Genomic DNA, 20,735 nt, shown 5'->3' with positions numbered 1-20,735 from the left:
ACATGCATGGCCTTTCCCTAGAGGATTGCGTCTAAATTTTCTAGAACCCAATTTCCATCTGCATTAAAAATTGCATTTCATCATCTGCATCGTTGATTGTTTCATAATCAACATAGCTGACCGTAGATTGTATTTTGACTGTGTGCCCTGCGATGTATTTTGAAAATCCAATTGAATACCTATTGCTATTGAAATCAGTACCGAGTGCCTTTACAGTATTCTCTGGCTGTACCATAGTAAATCTACCAGCTACTTCATAATTGCTCTTGAATAAATAGCCTGCTTGTACGTTTAAGGCATTGCCTGTATAGAATGGTAGTTCGCTGCCATCAGAGGTGGTTCCGGATGTTGCATCACCACTTTCGACCCATTTGTCATCATATTCTCCCATAAATGAGAAACCTTTGTACTTAAACATGGCGTCGATTACTATGTTGCCCAGTGTACTTTCTGTATCCTCAAGTGCTTGGCCGATTTGTCCGCCTGTATTTTTAGTGTCCTGGTTATAATCGAAAGTTACACCAATAGATAGTTTGGGGGAAGATTCCCTTGCCAGATCCGAACCGAAATAATCACCCTTGTTGGTAAATTTACCAAAGGGTAAAATTTCTCCTCTAAAGGTATAATCATACCCGCCAGTGTTATTGTTGATGTTATTCCTGCCATCTCCCATAGTGACCGCACCAATTTCCCTTAGTACTATATTACCTAAAGAGTGCTCATGTCTGATTTGAATTCCCTTGGCACGATCAATTGTAAATTGTTTATTGAGATAACTTCGGTCCACGAATTGAAGATTGCCCGAAGAAATGACTCGTTCTCTGTTTCCAGGCAATTTGGTCTGGCCCACCCAAAGCTGCCAGTTGGGATGAAATCTATACTTAACCACGGCGTCAAGCACAATATTAGATCCATCTTCAGGGTTAGCATTTTTTTGATCTCGATTAGACATCGCCAATTCTATCTTATATTGTAGTTTTGGATTTACCAGATATCCTTTGAATTTTAATCTGAATCTACGAATCAAAAACTTATCGTTGTATTCTTCTGAATCAAGATTGTATTTGCCTTCATAAAGATTTTGAAATCGAGTATTCCACTGAATACTAAAGGATGAATCCTTGGGCATAAATCGAATTCCTTTTCCGATTTTACTGCCTTCCATAGATTGGGCATTGGCTATGAAAGCACATGCCATGAATGCTAAAGTAAAGTAAGTAAGTTTCATTTTTCTGAATATAAACTCCAATGTAATTATTTATCTAAATATTTTTCAAACTGTTTTGCTATATATGTTAGTTAGGTCATTCTACAATTTGTAGATGAAAATTAAGGCAAGAGGAAGGATGAAAAAAACAAATAGAATGTAGAAGAAACCAATCATTCGATACTGACTTGTCATGAGTCCAAATTGCCTTGCATATCTAATCGGTACTTTATTGAGATATGGTATGAGGAGGAAAATAATTGTTCCAATTAAATTAAATAGAAAATGTACCAATGCAATACTGAGTGCAGCTTCTGACTTGTTGAATGCAGCTATGAGTGCTGTAATGGTAGTACCAATGTTTGCTCCCACGATATATGGGAATATTTTATCCGGATGAATTTTGCCTGTTGCACCAAGTGGAACAATGATTGAGGTTGTAATCGAACTTGACTGAATTCCAGCAGTTAATACAGTTCCGAGGCCGAATGATTTAAGCCTGTTTTTAAAAAACACATCTTGAAATCGCTCTTTAGATGCGCCTATCATTCTGTTGGAAATTATCTTTGAGATGATCTTTATTGAAGCAAACAAACTTATGCATGCTACGATCACTAATAAAATTTTGTAATCTACAAAATCGATTAAAAAAGTGTTGATTGATTCAAATAGACTGCTTCCTGATTTTGACTTCACAAGATCAGTTGATGGAGAAAGATTAAAAACAGAAGCTACTGAAATGGAAAGCCTTGAAAGAATGTTATAATAGTATTCAAGGGGAAACAAAATGATAACTGTAAGAATGTTGAAAAAATCATGCATCACACCAGTAGCAATTGCGTTCTTAAATTCTCTGTTATCCGTAATGTAACTAAGCGATACAATCGTACTGGTCAGTGTGGTACCAATGTTTGCGCCCATGATCATAGGTACTGCATTCTCAAGCGATAATCCTCCAGAAGCCACAATGGCTACAATGAGCGAGGTACTGGTAGAACTACTTTGTATTACCGCAGTAATAAACAATCCTATGAAAAGACTGATGAAGGGATTTGAGGTAATTGACAAAACTTTTATAACAGTCTCATTACCAATGACCTGAAACGAGCTGGTCATCAAATCTAGGGACCACAAAAACACTATTAGCGCTAATGAAATGCTCAGAATGAATTGTATTACACTAAGTTGTTTTTGATTTGTACTACCTCCCATAATTCAAGCTGCAAAATTAGACTACTTTAGAATGCGATATATTATGTAATTGTTAACAAATTGGAGGTTTGGTGCTACAATTTGGGATTAGGCTTAACATTTAATTAAAATTGAGCCTGACTAATTATTACTAGTTTTGCACGTATTTAAAATCAATTCAGGAAAATTAAAATAACGATCTCGTGGAATACGGAATTTATGACATTTTAAAACTAATAGGAGCGCTTGGATTTTTCATTTATGGAATGAAAGTGATGAGTGAATCTATTCAAAAGGTAGCGGGCGATTCATTGAGATCCGTTATGAGCATCATTACTTCGAACCGAATCAGTGGTGTTTTTACTGGTTTTCTAACAACAGCGATTATTCAATCATCCTCAGCTACTACCGTGATGGTAGTGAGTTTTGTGAATGCTGGACTTTTGAAACTAAGACAGGCCATAGGAGTGATTATGGGTGCCAATATTGGAACTACGATTACTGCAGTACTCATACTGGTATTTGGCTTTTCCAAGTTCAGTATCTCTCATTATACCTTGCCTATTATTGCTGTAGGCTTTCCCATGCTTTTTGCTAAGAAAGCAGAAATAAAATATTGGGGTGAATTCTTAATTGGCTTTGCACTATTATTTATGGGGCTGAGCGCATTGAAAGGAGCCGTTCCTGATTTGAAACACAACCCAGAGATTCTAGCCTGGATTACAGATTTAAATAATCTCGGATTCTTATCAGTTGTAATCGCAGTATTGATTGGAACTATACTTACTGTAGTTGTACAGTCATCAAGCGCAGCCATGGCGATCACCCTGATTATGTGTGATAATGGTTGGATACCGTATGATATGGCTGCCGGAATAGTACTTGGAGAGAATATTGGTACAACTATCACAGCTAATCTAGCTGCTCTTGTTGGTAATGTGCATGCAAAACGTGCAGCACTGGCGCATTTCATGTTCAATGTCTTTGGGGTGGTCTGGATGCTGCTCATATTCCATTTTTATATTAATGGAATCGATTCTATAATGACAAGTACAGGAAATGGTTCGCCATTGACTGAGACTGCAGCCATTAAATGGGGTTTGACTTATTTCCATATAAGTTTCAATATTTTGAACACATTGATCATGATATGGTTCGTGCCGCAGATTGAAAGTTTAGTTACAAAAATGATATCATCTAAGGATGACGAAGACGAAGAATTTCATTTGGAATTTATTGGTACTCAATTAATGAGAACAGCAGAATTGTCATTGATGGAGGCTAGAAAAGAAGTTGCTAAATTCAGTAAGCATGTGGTGAAAATGAGCAAGTTCGTTCAGGAGCTGATAGAATCAAATGATAGTAAACGCATTGATTATTTAACCGAGAAGATTTCCAAATATGAAAACAGGACCGATGAGTTGGAAATGGAGATCGATAACTACTTGGTGAAGGTTTCTGAAGGAAGACTCAGCACAGCAGCCTCAGAAGAAATACGAGCGATCATGAGTGTTACAAGCGACTTAGAAAGAGTAGCAGATATTTTCATGAGAATGTCTCGTGAAATTGGCAGAAAAAATAAGTATGACCTATCATTCACTGAAGATCAAATTAAAAATATTCAGAAGGTATTTGACCTGGTCGATTTGTCATTGACTGAAATGCATAAGAATTTAAAATCTGATTATTCAGAAGTCGTAATCGATGCTGCCCGAGATAAGGAAAACGCAATCAATAAGTTGAAAAAGGAATTGAGCAAGAAGCATTGGAAGAGTGTTGAAGAAAATCACTACGATGTGCAGACAGGCATAGTTTATCGAGACATCATCTTTGGGTGTGAAAGGATAGGAGATCATGTGATCAACGTGACTGAAAGTATTGTTGGAATTGAGGAACACGTATCTGTATCCTAGTTATTTAGGCTTAAAATAAACAAAGGCCCGATATCGCATGATATCGGGCCTTTGCTTTTTATAGATCGGGAGCTATTGTCCAAGGATTGAAATCCTTCTAGTTCTCCTCAAGATGGTGTACATGTTCATCGATCAAGTCTATCCTTTCAGTGATGACCAATATATATTTACCAGCTTCCTTTTCCAGGGCCTGGGTCTCCTTGATATACTTGTTACCACCCTTTTGCCCATAGTTCTTTTCAACGTCATTAAATTTGTTGCATTCCTTATGTAGGAAATCCAAAAAACTTTTTGTTGTGTACTTGATTTCTACATGTTCGATATCATCCAATGTGGCTTTGGCCTCAGGGTCACTTCCCGTATCGAATTTGGCCTTTACGGTTTGATACAAAACCGTATCGTAATGATGGATTTTATTGAGCAATCGCACCATTTCTACTCGGTACGTTCTGTTTTTGCAATAATTGGACAACCCTTCGTACTTCTGCAGGTTTACAGCTTCAGTATCCCACTTTATGGTCAATTCATCAATGACCTTGTAAATATCCTCGGATTCATCCTGAGCTCTGGATACTTGGTAACATCCAACTAACATCAAGATTAGTAGTAATTTAGTTTTCATAAGTATAAGTAGTTAAGAAGAATAAACTTAACGGGAAAATCCAACAAATCAAAAACACCCCAATTCGATGTCATTAGGAGTATCAATGTCCTATTAGCTTAAAGCAAATGATTTCAGACTATATCAAAATAGTTTTAGGGTATCTGATCAATTCTTATTAGAATAATACAAGTTAATATCATTAAGTATATATTTAAAGAATTACTATATTTAGAAGTTCATTCAAATTCATAGAAGTATTCATAGAATTGGTCGAATAATGGCTAGATATTATCTATTATTTTTTTGAAATCTGAATAAAAAGATCATAATTGTAAGGTCAATTTAGATCGAATGAATATTAGAAAATTGATATTTAGATCAGTTTGAATTGGTATCCTAAAGATTGTCTCAGGAATGGGACACGGAAGCAAAAAAGTTATGAGAAATTCAGCAGCCCTAATATTGATGCTCTTCTTGTGTGTGAGTATTACAGTGCAAGCACAACAGGCAAGCTACACTGAGGCTAAATCTCTTCTTGAAAAAACAAAATATAACCAGAAACGGGGTAACCTCGAAGGAGCAATTGGGCATGCTCTCCTGGGACTAGATCAGGCCGAGACACTTGGTAATCAAGAACTTATCATTGAATTTAAGGAAGTTATAGGCAATATTTATTTGTCTAAAAGAGATTACAAGAAGGCTGTCAATTCATATCTTGGTATCATCTTGGCTGCAGAACGGCAGAATGATCAGGATAATCTAGGAAAAGGAAATCTGGCTCTTGCCAAGACCTATTCGAGTATGGGAGCTTATGAAAAAGCTACCGATTATTACCAAAGGGCCATTAAGAACTTTGACGATCTTGGAAAAAAACGAGAAAAGGCTAGCGCCATACAAGAGTTAGGCTATAACTATAGTCGCTCAAATCAATTCGACAAATCCATTTCTACTTTTGAAACATTACTTAAGCTCGCAATTTCAGAAAGTTTATATTCCTATATAAGTACAGCACAGAAGCAGTTGTTTCTTGATAACATCAAAACTAATAATGCAGCTCAATCCACTAAATATGGCCTGGCTTATTATGATAGGATAAAAGACAAAGGTGATAATGCAAACCTTTCGAATATCACAAGAAATTTGGCGCTTCAGTTTATCAAAATCGGAGACAATAAAAATGCCATTAAGTATGCAAATATTTCTGTAAGCAAGGATGCACAAAGCACTATGTCATTAGAAGCTTTAGGTAAAGCGTATGCGTCTAGTGAAGAGTACAGCAAAGCCATGCAAAACTTTGAGAATGCATTGGCATCTAATGAAAGAAAAAGGAATCCAGAAGGTATGGCTCGCAACTATAATCAGATGGCAGAGTTGGCTATTGAAAGAGGAGATTTACGCGGGGCAGCCAATAACCTGGAGAAGGCAGAAAAAATAGGCATTGAGCGAAATACAAGAATAACATTGCTTGATACCTATAAGATGCTCACACTTGTGAATCAAGAGAAAGGTAATGAGACGCAAGAGATAAAATATAAGTCACTTTATGAAGCTGTAAAGCTGCAGATAGGAGACCCCGATAGAATCAGACCAAAGTTGTCAGTAGCCAAAGAGAATCTTGCAGAAAGCTATGAGCAAGAAGCCAGAGCAAGAATTTCCACAGTAGAAAATAGAAAGCTAGCTCAGGATAGAGAGAGACTCAAGGCTCAGCAAAAATTGAAAGACATTGAAATTATTGAACAACAGGCCAGGCTACAGGCTCAGGAGTTACAGAAAAAGAAACTAGAAGCTGAAAGAGCAAAGCAAGAACTACTCATTACAGAAAAGACAAATGAAGCTAGTTCTAGAGAAGCAGAACTTGAAAGACTTCAGATTGATGCAGAATTACAAAAGCTGAGTGAAGCCGAAAGGTCTAAAGAACTTGAACTTCTCGAAAAGGAAAGAAAAATCCTGAGGCAACAGACTGAACTTCAATCGGAAAAACTTGAGAGTGACAGGCAAGCCAAAATGCTCTATTTCATTGCGATCGGGGCTACAATTCTTATTCTAGCCATACTTGGTATAGCCTTTTATCGAACTTATAATAATAGTAAGACCATTCGCGAACAGAATCAAAATCTGGCTGAACAGCAGAAGACGATTCTCAATAGAAATATCCAATTGAAAAAGAGTTCAGAAGCCATGCTGGCCATGAACAATAAATTGAAGAAGGCTCATGTTAATCTAAAGGTGTTGTTGAAGAAAGAGCAAGCCATCAAGGAGCAATTAGAAAAAACTAATCTGGATTTAAAAAACACTCAGGTGCACTTGGTGCAGGCAGAAAAAATGTCCTCTCTTGGTTTACTTACCGCAGGTATCGCACACGAAATCAACAATCCAATCAACTTTGTATCGAGTGGGGTTCAATCGTTGACTAAAAACTTTGGTGAAATTGAAAGCTTCCTAGGCAATTATCAGAAAGTGTTAGCGCTGGATTCATTTGATGAAATAAAAAAATATGCCGAAGTATTAAAAGAAGACGAGGATTTCTTAAGTGAAATAGAAGACTCTAGTAAAGAACTGCTTGAAGACGTAAGGTATGGCATTCTAAGAATCACTGAAATAGTCAATGGACTTAGGAGTTTCTCTCGACACGATGAAGCAGAGGTGAAAGAAACCGATATCAATGAGAGTTTCGATTCGGCACTATTGATCCTGAAAAACAAATACAAGAACAAAACTGAAATAGTGAAAGATATGGACGAGACAATGCCACAAGTGCAATGTTTTCCAGGCCAACTCAATCAGGTATTTGTAAATCTTATTAACAATGCAATAGACGCCATTGATGATGAAGGTGTGATCACCATCAAAACTATCAATCTGGATGATCAGTCTATAGAAATTAGAATTTCTGACAACGGTTCTGGAATGCCAGATGATGTCAAGGATAAAATATTTGACCCGTTTTTTACCACAAAAGAAATTGGTAAAGGAACGGGATTGGGATTGTCAATTTCTCATGGTATTATTGAGAAACATAATGGAAAAATTAGAGTTGAAAGCAAAATGGGTGTGGGAACCACTTTTATTATCAACCTTCCTAAAAAGTTAGAAGTTGACGATAAAATTTTGGAAGAAGAAAACTTGAAATTAGGTTAGTATGGAATTAGTATTACAGCGTCCACAAAGAAAAGAAAGTGTCAAGAAATACAGCATTTTATATGTGGACGATGAGCCAGTAAATCTTAGAATATTTCAGCATGCGTTCAAAAGAGATTACAATGTATTCACTGCGTTGAATGGATTTGATGCTTTAGAAATCCTCAATGACAAGAAGGTAGATTTGATAATTACAGATCAACAAATGCCTAGGATGTCAGGAGTGGACTTACTAGCCAAGATAGTTCCTAAGCACCCAAGTATTGTTCGAATGATCATGACTGGATTTAGTGACATTGGAGCTATTATTAGAGCTGTCAACGAATTCGGACTTGACAAGTATCTGGTCAAGCCATGGGATCGGGATCAACTAAAAGTAGAGTTTGATAAGGCTCTGGAAAAGAAACATCTCGAGGATAAATTCAAATCAAGTAAAGAAGGAATGGATCCTGCCGATCTGGTATTCTCATTTCTTCCTGAGGAAACTGACCTCAAAAAAGTATTTACTGATGGCTTTCTCATCTTTGATAAGAATAAGACCAATCGCCACGGCTATTGGTTTGGAAATGCCGGTGATAAGTCGATTGTAGCGTTTTACAATGGACAGAATTGCAAACTAAATACGGTGGCACTGAATTCATTTATCAATATGAGTCTCACTGAGATCGTATATAAAGAAGGCGTGACCAAAAGCACAGAGATTATTAGTCAACTTACAAATAGCATAAAAAGCAGGTTTAATGAACAGGCTGACATCGGATCATTCGATATTGCCGTCGTGATTATTGACAACAAATCCAAGAAGGTTTCGTTTTCTGGTGCCAATCAAGACATCTATTGTGCCAGCAGTGATGGCGAACTGAAGTCAGTGAAAGGTTCTGGTGAGGACATAAATTTGAACGAATCCAAAGGAAGCCCAGAGCAAAAAACATTCGAAAATGTATCCACCATTTATTTGGTGTCTAAGGACATGATAGGACAGATTATCCCATCAGAAGACCCTAAAGTTGAAGGAAAAAATTTCCTTCAGATGTTAAAAGGTTACTCCACGCTGGCTCTGAAAGAGCAATCGGAAAAAATCAATGAGAAACTCAGCGGAGACAATTCTAAATGTATGCTTGCGATTAAGCTTGACTAACGGCAATAAATACCCTTTGGAGAATGTCCAGAGGCGGCAATCCTAATGTTAGTTCTTAGTCTTAGTACGTACATCCCAATGAAATCTTTTGTATCATTGTTGCATAATTATTGAAATAGATTTTACATACAATGATCAGCAAATTGTATTCTCATTCTATTTTCATGGTGTTTTTTTTGCTTAGCATCAGCGCTCAATCCCAGAGCCAATACGAAGAGCTAGGTGAGTCCATGGAAACTTATATTCATGAAAACCATTTGGAGAAGGTAGAGGAAATTGTTCACAAGCTGGCATCCTCAAAGGAGTTTTTGAAACAGTTCTTAGAAAAGGAGCGGCATATTCTCGCGGACTCCATAGATTTAAAGAAAGGTGACATTAGAATTGGCGGAGATGTAGATATATACGTGAAACATTTCACAGAGCATCAAAACTTTACAATGATATTAGTACCTATCAGTATCTATAACCTGGCAGTATATGATACTATTTTATTTTCGGTTCTTGAAGTAAGTGATAGATGGTTGGAAAGACAATTTCCATACGATGATTTCAAGAATGACTCCATTAAATCTTCCTTGTTATCCATAAAAAATCACGAACTTTTGGCCTCTCACATCTATGACCAGGCTCTTAGTATTTCTAATACGACAATGGGTGAGGTACAACTCGTTTTGAACGAAACTTTTATCTCCACTAATACTATTCATGAAGGAATAGGTGGATTAGGTAAAAAGGAGAAAGAAATAATGAAAAGTCATTGGGGTTTGCTTAAAAAAGCTTTTACGCACAATGTAGATCTCAATGTTGAGATGAATGTCTATGTATTTGGCTTTGATGACCTTGAGGTGAGTTGTAAGCACCTTAGAGGAACTACCACGTTTAAAGTAACTCCTACAAATATTTTTAAGCGGCATCACTTTGAAGAAGAATAATCTTAGTAGAATCTCATCATGTGGGAACTATTTAATTGATTATTTGTTTTGAAGTGCTATGAACAGAATAGTAAATATCCTCACAATTTTCATCATTCTGCAAGGTTGCGTTGGAACCGATGTCATTGATGATATCATTGAAGAAAAAATTGAAATTACTACTCCAATAGCCAGCCTCAAAGTAGGCGAATCCTACAGCCTAATGCATAGGTATTTGAATAATACAGGAATGGAAGAAGATGCTGAAGTAGATTGGTTCTCAACAGACCAAAGTGTCTTAGAAGTCACAGAAGATGGAGAACTTACTGCACTTATGAGCGGACAATCTGAAATTACGGTTGTGCTAAGAGAAAACAATCAGATAATGGACAAAATCTTGATTGAAGCAGCAGAAGAGACTGTTGTATTAAGTACGAACAGCAAATCCGGTACAATCAATACAACCAGTAGTTATGAACTTACTGGAGATTTTGAAATCACAAATACAGACACCGGTGTTAGAATTACAATTTCAGATAACTATATAGCCTCGTCTGCACTTCCAGGACTTTATGTTTATTTGTCAAACAACCCATCTACCACGACTGGCGCATTAGAGATACAAGCGGTCTCCGTGTTCTCAGGAGAGCATGCTTATGAAGTGGATGCCGATGAGCTGACTGTAGATACCTACGTATATCTTCTTTATTTTTGCAAGCCGTTCAACGTCAAAGTTGGGCATGGTGAAATTCTGGATTAAACTACGAATGATAATGAAAATTTCAGTATTTATTATAGGCATGTTATGTGCTATTTTATCCACAACACAATCATATGCTGGTGGCGGCTGGGTCCATGCCAAAGGTAAAGGGTATTTCAAAATTGGACAGTGGTGGGTAATCGCAGATAAACACTATATAGATGATGGAAGTACTGATCCAAATACTACAATTGGTACCTTTAATACAAGCTTTTATGGGGAGTATGGACTCTCCGATAAATGGGATGTAAACCTTTACTTTCCTTTTTTTAGCAGATCATTCAATAATGAAGAAGTTTCTCTTGCGACAGGACAAGTGGATAGAGAAGGTCGTGCGGTCAACTCTATAGGTGATATGGATATTGGTATTAAGTATGGCTTGATTCAGAATAAACCGATCGTACTAAGTGCTCATCTTTGGTTGGGACTTCCAACAGGTAAAAGTGATGTTGATCTCGACGACAATTCTAAGGTCCCACTTCTTACCGGAGATGGTGAATTCAATCAGCGAGTGGGTCTGACAGCAAGTACTGCTAGATCCTTTGGGAAGTTCAATACATTTGTGAGCCTCGGATTAGAATTCAACAATAGAACGAATGGTTTTTCAGATGAAACAAGAGTTAATTTTGAATTAGGGGCAGTGATTAATGAGAAACTAATATTGGCATATAAATTACAATGGCTCAATTCACTAAATAATGGAAATGCCAGTATCGAAAATGGAGCTAGTATATTTTCAAACAATGCAGAATATGTCGGCTATACCTATGAGATTGCTTACAATTTGACTGATAGAGTAGGTCTGACCGCAAACTATAGCTCAGTCTATTCGGCTAAACTAATATTGGCAAGTCCAGCCTATTCATTTGGTGTATACTTTAATCTTTAAGATGGAAAAATCAGAAAAGGAATGGAAAGAAGAGCTTACTGAGGAGCAATACTACATCTTGCGTCAAAAAGGTACTGAACGACCATTTACCGGTCAGTACAATAACCATAATGAGGACGGGAAATATTTATGTGGTGGATGCCAAAATGAAGTTTTTGCTTCGCAAGCAAAATTTGATTCAGGTTGTGGATGGCCCAGCTTCGACTCAGCTGTGGATAAAAGCGCGGTCAAAGAAACATTTGATAAATCACACGGGATGTTTCGAACCGAAATCACTTGTGCTAAATGCGGGGGACACCTTGGCCATGTATTTAATGACGGACCTACTGCTACTGGCCAGAGATACTGTATCAATTCTGCCGCACTGAAATTCACCAAAAAATAAGGGCTTAGTCTACATTCTCTCATTCATTTGCTATTTTCGCACAAATTAGCAGCGTATGAAGGATGTTATTGTCATAGGAGGGGGAATAGTAGGACTGGCCACTGCCTGGCAGATCAAGCAAAAATCACCTCACCTTTCTATAACCATTTTGGAAAAAGAGTCAGGTCCAGCTCATCATCAGACTGGCAACAATAGTGGCGTTATTCACTCAGGATTGTATTATAAACCTGGTAGCCTGAAGGCCATAAATTGTATTTCTGGTTATCACCTGTTGCTTGACTTTTGCAGAAAAGAAGAAATAGAATATGATTTATGTGGTAAAATAGTAGTTGCTACCGAAGAAAAAGAAATCCCATATCTAGAAACTCTGTACGCCAGAGGTGAGCAAAATGGTCTGACCAAAATGCAATGGTTGAGCGCTGAAGAGATAAAAGATCATGAACCCTATGTGAAAGGCGTAAAAGGAATCTTTGTGCCACAAACTGGTATAATTGATTACAAACAAGTCTGTCTCAAGTTGGTTGAGAAGCTGTTGGGAGAAGGAGTATCCATATTCTACAACCAGCGTGTGATAAAAATCAGTCACAAGGGTTCATCTACAGAAGTAATCACCAAGACCAATGATTACCACGGTAAACTTGTGGTGAATTGTGCTGGCCTGTATTCAGATAAAGTGTCACGGATGACGCCTTTAAAACCAGATCTGAAAATTGTGCCCTTTAGGGGCGAATACTATCAACTAAAGACATCCAGTCAACATTTAGTTAAAAATTTGATTTATCCTGTACCTGATCCAAATTTCCCATTTTTGGGAGTGCATTTCACAAGAATGATAGACGGAGGTGTCGAAGCTGGACCAAATGCGGTGTTGGCTTTTGCAAGAGAAGGATATACTAAATCAAATATTGATCTTGCAGAATTATTCGAAACTTTAGCATGGCCAGGTTTTCAAAAGGTAGCCATGAAATATTGGAAAACAGGTTTTGGTGAAATGTATAGATCTTTTTCAAAAGCCGCTTTTACAAAAGCCCTCCAAAAGCTAATTCCGGATATAAGAGAGTCTGATTTAGAAACGGGAGGAGCAGGTGTTAGAGCACAGGCTTGTGACCGATCGGGAGGACTTCTTGATGATTTTCATATATTAGAAAATGAGCACTTTGTGAATGTATGTAATGCTCCTTCGCCAGCGGCTACCTCTTCATTGGCCATTGGACAGGAAATAGCGGGCCGTGTGATTCAAAGATTTTGAATTCGTTAGTTTTTTATGTCCAAAAGTATGAATGTGTTAAAAAATTAAACTTTATCGATTTTATTTTCTGATTAATTATGAATTTATAAACAAATCTGAGAAACTTGCGTTCAAGAATTCAGAATTAAAATATGAAGACACAAAGTACCATAAACACAATTCAAAACGCGATGATGGCATGTTGTTGCTGTTGTGCACTTAATTGGTGTTTGTGGGAAAGTTATAGTTTATAGAATATCATTCGATAGTAATATAAAAAAGGGCCTTTCTCAACATGAGAAAGGCCTTTTTTGTTTAAATAATTAACATTTACAATGGTTATCAGTCAGGAATCAGAAATAATCGAAAGTGTACTCGCATTGGGCAGTCACATTGGCAACACCCCGCTCTACGAGTTGCAGCATATCTCACCAAAAAAATCGGTTCGCATCTTTGCGAAACTTGAATGGATGCAATTCGGTGGAAGTGTAAAGGCCAGACCTGCTTACAACATAATAAAACAAGCAGTATTGAATGGAGACTTAGGTAATGGTAAAGCCTTGTTAGATGCATCCAGCGGCAATACGGCTATTGCTTATGCAACAATCGGTGCTCGATTAGGGATACCAGTTACCATATGCTTGCCTGAAAACGCTTCATGGGAACGCAAAATGTTGCTGAAGGGATTAGGAGTAAACATAGTGTATACGTCTAAGTTTGGTTCAACCGATGAAGCACAAGAAAAAGCGCTTGAACTATACAATCAGGACCCAGACAAATACTTCCTGGCTGATCAATATGGAAATGTAAATAACTGGAAATCTCATTACGAAACTACAGGCAGGGAGATTATTTCGAAGGTGAATGGGAATCTGACACACTTCATTACTGGATTGGGTACTACCGGCTCATTTACTGGAATCAGTAAAGCACTCAAAGAAGAAAATCCAAATGTGACCGCAATAGCTCTTCAACCGGATGGGGCATTGCACGGGTTGGAGGGCTGGAAGGATATGGAGACTGCAAAAGTCCCTACTATATATGAGCCATCTTTGGTAGATCGCTTTATGTGCGTGGATACTTTCGATGCCTATGAAACCCTGAAATTGGCAGCCAAAAAAGAAGGATTGATGATCAGTCCATCAGCTGCAGCTAATTTAAAAGGCGCAATTCAACTTGCGGAAGAGATTGACGAGGGAGTAATTGTCACTCTATTCCCAGATAATGCAGAAAAATATAGCGAAGTCATCAAGTCCTTGTTCTGATGAAAAGAATACAACTGGCGTCAGAAATAATGAATGAAATGCATAGGCATGCACTGGCAGATTTCCCAAACGAATGCGTAGGGTTTTTCTATGGGCATTCCAATGAATCCACGAAAACTGTTGTTGAATACGAACCGTTAGAAAACAGCAAGGAAGGAGATCAAAGAAGAAGGTTTGAGATTAATCCAATTGATTATATGAAGGCCGAAAAGTACGCTTTGGCAAAAGGAATCGAACTCTTGGGAATTTTTCATTCTCATCCGCTTCATCCAGCCGTTCCTTCTGAACATGACTTGAAGCAGGCAGTGCCGTTTTTTTCTTATATTATATCCTCAGTAAATGCAACACATGTAGAGAAAACCACTTCCTGGCAATTGAATGAAGAAAATGAATTTGAAGAAGAACAATTAACTAGCAAATAAAAGAATCATGGCAAATATTATAATTCCAACACCACTGAGAAAATTTACGGCAAATCAAGCATCTGTAGAAACAGTTGGTGGTACAGTTCAAGAATCAGTAGAATCTCTTGCTAAGCAATTTCCCGATCTCAACAAGCACATTTTTGATGCAGAAGGTAAAATCAGACAATTCATCAGAATCTATGTAGGTGATGAAGATATCAATGCACTAAACCAGGAAAATACGAAGGTTGAGAATAGCACAGTGATCAGTATTATTCCCGCCATCGCGGGAGGAGCCCAATAACCAAATAAACATGGCACAAGTAAATTTTTCTAAGCAAGAGCTCGAACGGTATAGTCGACATTTGATTATTCCAGAATTCAACATTGAAGGCCAACGGAAACTAAAGAAAGCAAAGGTTCTTGTGGTAGGTACTGGCGGGCTGGGTAGTCCATTGTTACTCTATTTGGCAGCTGCTGGTGTTGGCAATATTGGAATTCTGGATTTTGATGTGGTTGATGATAGTAACCTTCAGCGACAGGTACTCTTTACAGTAGATGATGTAGGCAAACCGAAATCAGAGGCAGCAAAAGCAAGACTTCAAAAACTTAATCCGCATGTAAATTTTACAGTTCATAATACAATGCTTACATCAGAGAATGCCTTGAATATCATCAAGGATTATGATCTGGTAGCAGATGGAACTGACAATTTCCCTACGAGATATCTTGTAAACGATGCATGTGTAATTTTAGATAAAGTCAACGTTTATGCATCGATTTTTAGGTTCGAAGGTCAGGTTTCTGTCTTTAATTATAAAAATGTAGACGGGGTAAATGGCCCACATTATCGAGATCTCTTTCCGACACCTCCTCCTCCGGGATTGGTGCCCAGCTGTGCGGAAGGTGGGGTCATAGGCGTTTTACCAGGAATTATTGGTTCTTTGCAGGCCAATGAGGTACTCAAGGTGATCAGTGGTGTGGGAGATCCCTTAGCTGGAAGACTCTTCTTGTTTGATGCATTGACATTTGAAACAAGAACAATGAAAGTGCATAAAAACAAAGACACACCTGCAATCACTCAATTGATAGACTATGAAATATTCTGTGGATTAGGAGAGAAAGAAAATGACCAAGAGGTTAAGGAAATAACTGTCGAAGAATTGAGTAGTTGGAAAGTCACCAAGAAAGACTTTCAGCTAGTTGATGTACGAGAAGGATATGAGTATGAAATTGCCAATTTAGGAGGGCAGCTCATTCCTTTGGGTGAAATCTCGTCACATGTCAACGATATCCGGTCTGATGTTGATGTCGTGGTTCATTGCAGGAGTGGTAAGCGAAGTGCTGATGCCATACTGCAACTGGAGAAACTGGGATTTAAGAATCTGTATAATCTTAAAGGCGGAATTCTTGCCTGGGCTGACCAGCTTGATCCCGAAATGGCTAAATATTGAGGTAGTATTGAATATGACAAGTAATATCCCTGAAGAAAATTTCTTCAGGGTTATTTTTTTTTCGGAACGCCGCGGATGGCCTTAGCCTTCATCGGATCTTCTGGCCAGGCGTGCTTTGGGTATCTTCTTTTCAGTTCCTTACGCACTTCAAAATAGGTGTTGCTCCAAAAACTAGCCAAATCGGACGTGACCTGTACTGGTTTATGTCCAGGTGAAAGAAGGTGTAATAATAGTGGTTGATTTCCTGAATTTATTGTCGGTGTTTTCATCCAGCCAAAGACCTCCTGCAGACGGACAGCCAGGACCGGTGGCGCACCATCTTCAAAATACTGAATCCTGATTTTGGAACCACTAGGAACTTCAATACTCTGAGGGGCCAGTTCTTTCAATTTCTTCTGCTCATCAAAATCCAACTGATGTTGAAGTACCTCTTTTAGGTTTATCTTCTTTAGATCTTGGGGTGATTTTACCTGCCCAAGGTAAGGTTTTAACCAAGACTCATTCGAGGACAACAATGTTGGAATACTCACGTCTGGCCAATTGTCCTGAGGGTTCCATTTTTTGAGACTCAGCAACCGGTTTTGCCATTGCACCACTTCTTCATTCCAGTCCAGCAGATTCAGCCCCTCAGATTTGATAGCATCGCATATGGCCTGCTCTAAATGTGCCGCATCTGGATCAGGTAGTGGAGATGATTGCAATACAATGCTACCGATGCGGAGCTCCTTATTCGCAGACAGTCCGCCATTCTTGGTGTCCCACTTGATGACCTCCAGACTCTTGACCATAGGGGCTAGATCCTTTGGGTTCAAAGGTGAGGCCATAAAAATCTTGCCCATACCATCTCGGGCATCCATATGAGCTATGGCTAACCAAGGCTCATGCGCTAAATCATCTCGATGTCCAGCCATGGCGATTTTGCCATTGGATAACTTGAATTGAGCATTATTTCCCGGTCTGGCAAACGCAATTCGTTCGGGATAGGCCTGAGCTAATAGAAGCCCTGTCTCATAAGGGTCTACTATTGAATTTTCTATTTCTTCAGTATTAAAAAGTCGTCTGTACGAAGAGGCAATCTTCTCAATTCTACTAAATTTTCTTCCAAGTCGGTCTTCGCCTCTTTGACGACGCATGACACTAATTCTTTCATTGATATCAATCCCTGCTTCTGGGCCTAATGGGTCTCGTTCTTCAATAAGTGCAGCAATATCAGTGGCAAGAGCCAAAAGCCCTTGATCTTCGGCCTCTAGCAGCATGTGAGCAATTCTAGGGTGACAAGGGAGCGCATGCATCACCTCACCATGTGGAGTAATACGACCCTTGTCCAGTGCATTTAATTCATGTAATGAAGTAATAGCCCTACTGATGGTGCCAGCAGGTGGGGGAGTCAGCCATGTCAGTTGATTTGGGTTCATAATACCCCACTTGGCAAGATCCAATGCTAGTGTAGAGAGATCAACCTCAAGGATTTCGGGAGTGCTATGAGCATCCAATCTGTCTTGTGTAGCCTTAGACCACATTCGATAGCACGCACCCGGGCTTAGTCGCCCGGCTCTTCCAGCTCGTTGGTCTGCAGAGTCTTTGGATATTTGTATGGTGTGTAATCTTGAGAGGCCAGATTTCTGATCGAATTTAGATGTTCTTCCGTATCCAGTATCGACTACAGTCTTGATACCCTCTATTGTTAAACTGGTCTCAGCAATAGAAGTGGCCAATACGATCTTACGTTTGCCATTTCGATCTGGAAGTATGGCCGCCATCTGTTTGCCATGCGGCAACTGACCATATAATGGGTGAATTGCAAATCCTTTTAACCGAGTCCTCAAATTCTCTTCGCATTTTCGGATTTCACCCTGACCAGGGAAAAAAACGAGAGTATCGCCATCATTTTCTTTGACGGCCTGAATGATCACTCTTGCTGCTAACTCAGGTAATAGTTTGATATCTGTATCCCCCGTATATTTAATATCCACAGGGTATTGCCTGCCTTCACTCTTGACCACAGAACAGTTGAGAAGTTTGGTCAACTGTGGCATATTTAGAGTGGCCGACATGATCAATATTTTTAAATCGGGCCGTAGTATTTGTTGAGCTTCTCTACAAAGGGCCAGCGCCACATCGGCATGAATACTCCTCTCATGAAATTCATCAAAGATGACCAGCCCTACCTCCTCCAAAGTATTGTCACTATGAAGCATTCGTGTAAGAATACCTTCGGTCAGTACTTCTATTTTTGTTTGGGCTGAGACCTTATTTTCAAATCGAATTCTAAATCCTACCGTCTGACCAGTTTTTTCATCTAATAATTCGGCCATTCTATTGGCCACAGTCCTGGCAGCCAGCCTTCTTGGTTCAAGCATCACTATTTTTTTACCGTTTAGCCAGGGTTGATTTAGGAATGCTAATGGTAAGAGTGTGCTTTTTCCAGCACCGGGAGGTGCATTTACAATTTGTGTGTTGTGATTAATAAAATTGTTTTGCACCTCTGCGATTGAGGCTACAATGGGAAGGTCTATTTTATTATAATCGAAAGACAATTTCAGTTACATTGATGGTGCAGTGCGAAACTATATCAATCAGTCATTAGGATTAAGTTTTTCAACTGAAATGAAGTTTTTATTTACGACAAATTGTAAATAATTCGTTCGAACATTGAAATAATGTAATGGATTTTACTAATTTCTGCTTCAATTCAAAATAGATTGTTTGAATAAAATGACCAGCTTTATACCTCCTCGCCAATACCGTTACTACGGGTATTTTGATGAATCTTATTGGGTTTATTCTAGTATTGATTAATGTACATCTTGTGAGCGGAAGTATTCATCTGATATATGACAAGACTTTGAAGATTATTATGGACGTGCTCCACATTGAGAGTGCGGCTATTCTACGAGTAGATGAATCCCAAATTTTTCTTGAACGCCTACTCAATCATGGAAAAATGGACAAAAGCAGTCAGGTTATCCAGGGTAAAAATAATTTGCTAGATGAAATCATAAAATTGAAGGAGCCCGCATTAATATCGTCAAGTATTTTCGAAGACACTCAGATAGTGGGTGTTATGAATGAACCAAGTTATTATGCATTTCCATGTTTGGATAGTCATATGACTGTGATTGCGCTCATCCTGATACCTGTTGCTGATATTGAATCCTTTAATATTGAAAATTACGCCTTGGTCAATGTGGTCGGACAGCGACTATCTGTTGAATTGGAAAAGAGTAGAGTAATCAAAGAAAGAGAGAGTCTAAGCGAGTTTAATGCTTCGATACTTGAGTCCTTAGATGAAGTAACTTGGGATTATTCTTTGATTAAGGATAGAATTTTATGGTTTGGAGCTATTAACAAGGTATTTGGCCGACCCAAACAAGAAATGGGGTATGAGCTGGAAAGATTTCTTGATAGGGTTCATGCCTCGGACAGGGCGGTGATCGAAGAACAAATTATTAGAAATCAGAATGCTGGAGAGAAGTTTAGCTTCGATTTTCAATTTAAAAATCAAGATGAAGTCTACAGTTGGCTTCGAATAGAGGGTGTAATGTTATGTGATCAGAATAATAACCCAGAAAGGGTCATTGGAGTGATCAAAAATGTACACAAAGAAAAAATGGCCGAAATATTTAGAATCAGAGCAATGATTAAAGCCAAGGATGGTGAGCGAAAACGTATAGCCTCAGAGATCCACGATAGCCTAGGTCAGACATTGTCAGTAGCGCGCCTGGAGCTTGATACTCTGTTAGGTCAATATGAAGACGAAGATTTTAAGCAGAAGGTCGAAAGCGTTTCTAATCTCATCTCGGGAGCGATCAATGAAAGCAGAGCCATTTCACATGATCTCATGCCGCCGGCACTGGTAGACTATGGTCTTATACCGGCGGTCGAAACAATGGTAAATCAAGTCAATAGATCCTCAGATGTGGAATTTAGTTTTTTTCACAATAACATTAAGGAACGTTTTGAAGAAGAATTCGAAACCAACATATATAGAATATGCCAGGAGGGTGTGAATAACATCCTAAAGCATGCAAAAGCAACCCAGGCAACCGTTCAAATTATCCGACATCCTAATTCAGTATATGTCAGTATTGAAGACAATGGAGTCGGGTTTAATTCTGAAGGTAAGTCAAGGGAAAGCGCTGGACTAGGCTTGAAAAATATGGCTAATAGAGCAGCATACCTCGGAGGAAAAATTGACTTTGACTCAAATAACGGATCAATCATAACCATAGAAATCTTAATCTAACC

The 20,735-nt window shown here is 38.5% G+C and carries 17 protein-coding genes; 13 read left to right on the top strand and 4 right to left on the bottom strand.

Annotation, left to right across the window (positions count from 1 at the left end; genetic code table 11):
- Window positions 1-40: 40 nt before the first annotated feature.
- Together ABJF11_RS12230 and ABJF11_RS12225 are read right to left on the bottom strand one after the other, a co-directional pair.
- A complete protein-coding gene (locus ABJF11_RS12230; RefSeq protein WP_348120148.1) occupies window positions 41-1,228 on the bottom strand; it encodes a porin in 1,188 nt (395 codons plus the stop codon).
- 81 nt (window positions 1,229-1,309) lie between these two features.
- A complete protein-coding gene (locus ABJF11_RS12225; protein ID WP_348120147.1) occupies window positions 1,310-2,419 on the bottom strand; it encodes a Na/Pi symporter in 1,110 nt (369 codons plus the stop codon).
- Between the two features lie 182 nt (window positions 2,420-2,601).
- Here ABJF11_RS12225 and ABJF11_RS12220 point away from each other — a divergent pair, with 182 nt between their 5' ends.
- Window positions 2,602-4,311: a Na/Pi cotransporter family protein gene (locus ABJF11_RS12220; protein ID WP_348120146.1), complete on the top strand. Its 1,710-nt coding sequence runs from the start codon at window positions 2,602-2,604 to the stop codon at window positions 4,309-4,311.
- A gap of 97 nt (window positions 4,312-4,408) precedes the next feature.
- On the opposite strand, the gene ABJF11_RS12215 is transcribed toward ABJF11_RS12220, so the two are convergent.
- Window positions 4,409-4,933 carry a hypothetical protein gene (locus ABJF11_RS12215; RefSeq protein WP_348120145.1) on the bottom strand — a complete coding sequence of 175 codons (525 nt, stop codon included), beginning with the start codon at window positions 4,931-4,933 and terminating at the stop codon, window positions 4,409-4,411.
- A gap of 420 nt (window positions 4,934-5,353) precedes the next feature.
- Between ABJF11_RS12215 and ABJF11_RS12210 the strand changes: the two genes are divergently transcribed.
- From ABJF11_RS12210 to moeB, 11 genes are all read left to right on the top strand, one after another.
- Entirely contained in the window at window positions 5,354-8,053 is a 2,700-nt protein-coding gene (locus tag ABJF11_RS12210) for an ATP-binding protein (protein ID WP_348120144.1), read from the top strand.
- Between the two features lies 1 nt (window position 8,054).
- Entirely contained in the window at window positions 8,055-9,191 is a 1,137-nt protein-coding gene (locus ABJF11_RS12205; protein ID WP_348120142.1) for a response regulator, read from the top strand.
- A 131-nt stretch (window positions 9,192-9,322) separates the two neighbouring features.
- Window positions 9,323-10,123 (top strand): hypothetical protein, encoded by an 801-nt coding sequence (locus tag ABJF11_RS12200; protein WP_348120141.1) that lies wholly within the window; start codon window positions 9,323-9,325, stop codon window positions 10,121-10,123.
- 58 nt (window positions 10,124-10,181) lie between these two features.
- A complete protein-coding gene (locus ABJF11_RS12195; protein ID WP_348120140.1) occupies window positions 10,182-10,862 on the top strand; it encodes an Ig-like domain-containing protein in 681 nt (226 codons plus the stop codon).
- Between the two features lie 13 nt (window positions 10,863-10,875).
- Entirely contained in the window at window positions 10,876-11,751 is an 876-nt protein-coding gene (locus ABJF11_RS12190) for a hypothetical protein (RefSeq protein ID WP_348120138.1), read from the top strand.
- Window position 11,752: 1 nt separating this feature from the next.
- Complete coding sequence (msrB, locus tag ABJF11_RS12185) at window positions 11,753-12,136, top strand: peptide-methionine (R)-S-oxide reductase MsrB (RefSeq protein ID WP_348120137.1); 384 nt, start codon at window positions 11,753-11,755, stop codon at window positions 12,134-12,136.
- A 55-nt stretch (window positions 12,137-12,191) separates the two neighbouring features.
- Complete coding sequence (lhgO, locus tag ABJF11_RS12180; RefSeq protein ID WP_348120136.1) at window positions 12,192-13,385, top strand: L-2-hydroxyglutarate oxidase; 1,194 nt, start codon at window positions 12,192-12,194, stop codon at window positions 13,383-13,385.
- Between the two features lie 314 nt (window positions 13,386-13,699).
- Window positions 13,700-14,629, top strand: coding sequence for a cysteine synthase family protein (locus tag ABJF11_RS12175; protein WP_348120135.1), 930 nt, complete (start codon window positions 13,700-13,702; stop codon window positions 14,627-14,629).
- Complete coding sequence (locus ABJF11_RS12170) at window positions 14,629-15,051, top strand: M67 family metallopeptidase (RefSeq protein WP_348120134.1); 423 nt, start codon at window positions 14,629-14,631, stop codon at window positions 15,049-15,051. The genes ABJF11_RS12175 and ABJF11_RS12170 overlap by 1 nt, the downstream gene beginning before the upstream one ends.
- 7 nt (window positions 15,052-15,058) lie before the next feature.
- Window positions 15,059-15,337: a MoaD/ThiS family protein gene (locus tag ABJF11_RS12165; protein WP_348120133.1), complete on the top strand. Its 279-nt coding sequence runs from the start codon at window positions 15,059-15,061 to the stop codon at window positions 15,335-15,337.
- 10 nt (window positions 15,338-15,347) lie between these two features.
- Entirely contained in the window at window positions 15,348-16,487 is a 1,140-nt protein-coding gene (gene moeB / locus ABJF11_RS12160) for a molybdopterin-synthase adenylyltransferase MoeB (protein WP_348120132.1), read from the top strand.
- Between the two features lie 50 nt (window positions 16,488-16,537).
- Here the strand turns inward: moeB and hrpB are convergent, their stop codons facing one another.
- Entirely contained in the window at window positions 16,538-19,024 is a 2,487-nt protein-coding gene (gene hrpB, locus ABJF11_RS12155) for an ATP-dependent helicase HrpB (RefSeq protein WP_348120131.1), read from the bottom strand.
- 272 nt (window positions 19,025-19,296) lie between these two features.
- Here hrpB and ABJF11_RS12150 point away from each other — a divergent pair, with 272 nt between their 5' ends.
- A complete protein-coding gene (locus tag ABJF11_RS12150; protein ID WP_348120130.1) occupies window positions 19,297-20,733 on the top strand; it encodes a histidine kinase in 1,437 nt (478 codons plus the stop codon).
- Window positions 20,734-20,735 lie beyond the last annotated feature (2 nt).

The sequence above is a fragment of the Reichenbachiella sp. genome, from assembly GCF_039941815.1.
In the GTDB taxonomy this organism is placed as follows: domain Bacteria; phylum Bacteroidota; class Bacteroidia; order Cytophagales; family Cyclobacteriaceae; genus Reichenbachiella.
The sequence above is the reverse complement of the archived record's forward strand: the minus strand, read 5'-3'. Positions and strand labels throughout refer to the sequence as shown.